Genomic DNA, 225 nt, shown 5'->3' on the forward strand with positions numbered 1-225 from the left:
CGGGATGGTCGGCAGCCCAACGATGCGGTAGCAGATGATCAAGGTCGGCAGGCTTGGCCGATGGGTAGCGGGTCAGCACGTCCTTGAGATAGGCGTAAGGATTGACGTCCCGTAGCCTGCACGAATGTACCAGGCTCAGTAACACGGCAGCAGCCTGACCGCCTCGCACCGAACCGGTGAATAGCCAATTACCACGGCCCACGGCAATCGGGCGCAAGGCTTGCT

General features: G+C 61.3%; 1 protein-coding gene. It reads right to left on the reverse strand.

The annotated features are described in order from the left end of the window. The coding region (locus ACUHMQ_RS21725; protein WP_445297457.1) for a transposase domain-containing protein at positions 1-225 on the reverse strand (225 nt) is incomplete at both ends.

Source organism: Chitinimonas violaceus (genome assembly GCF_052601015.1).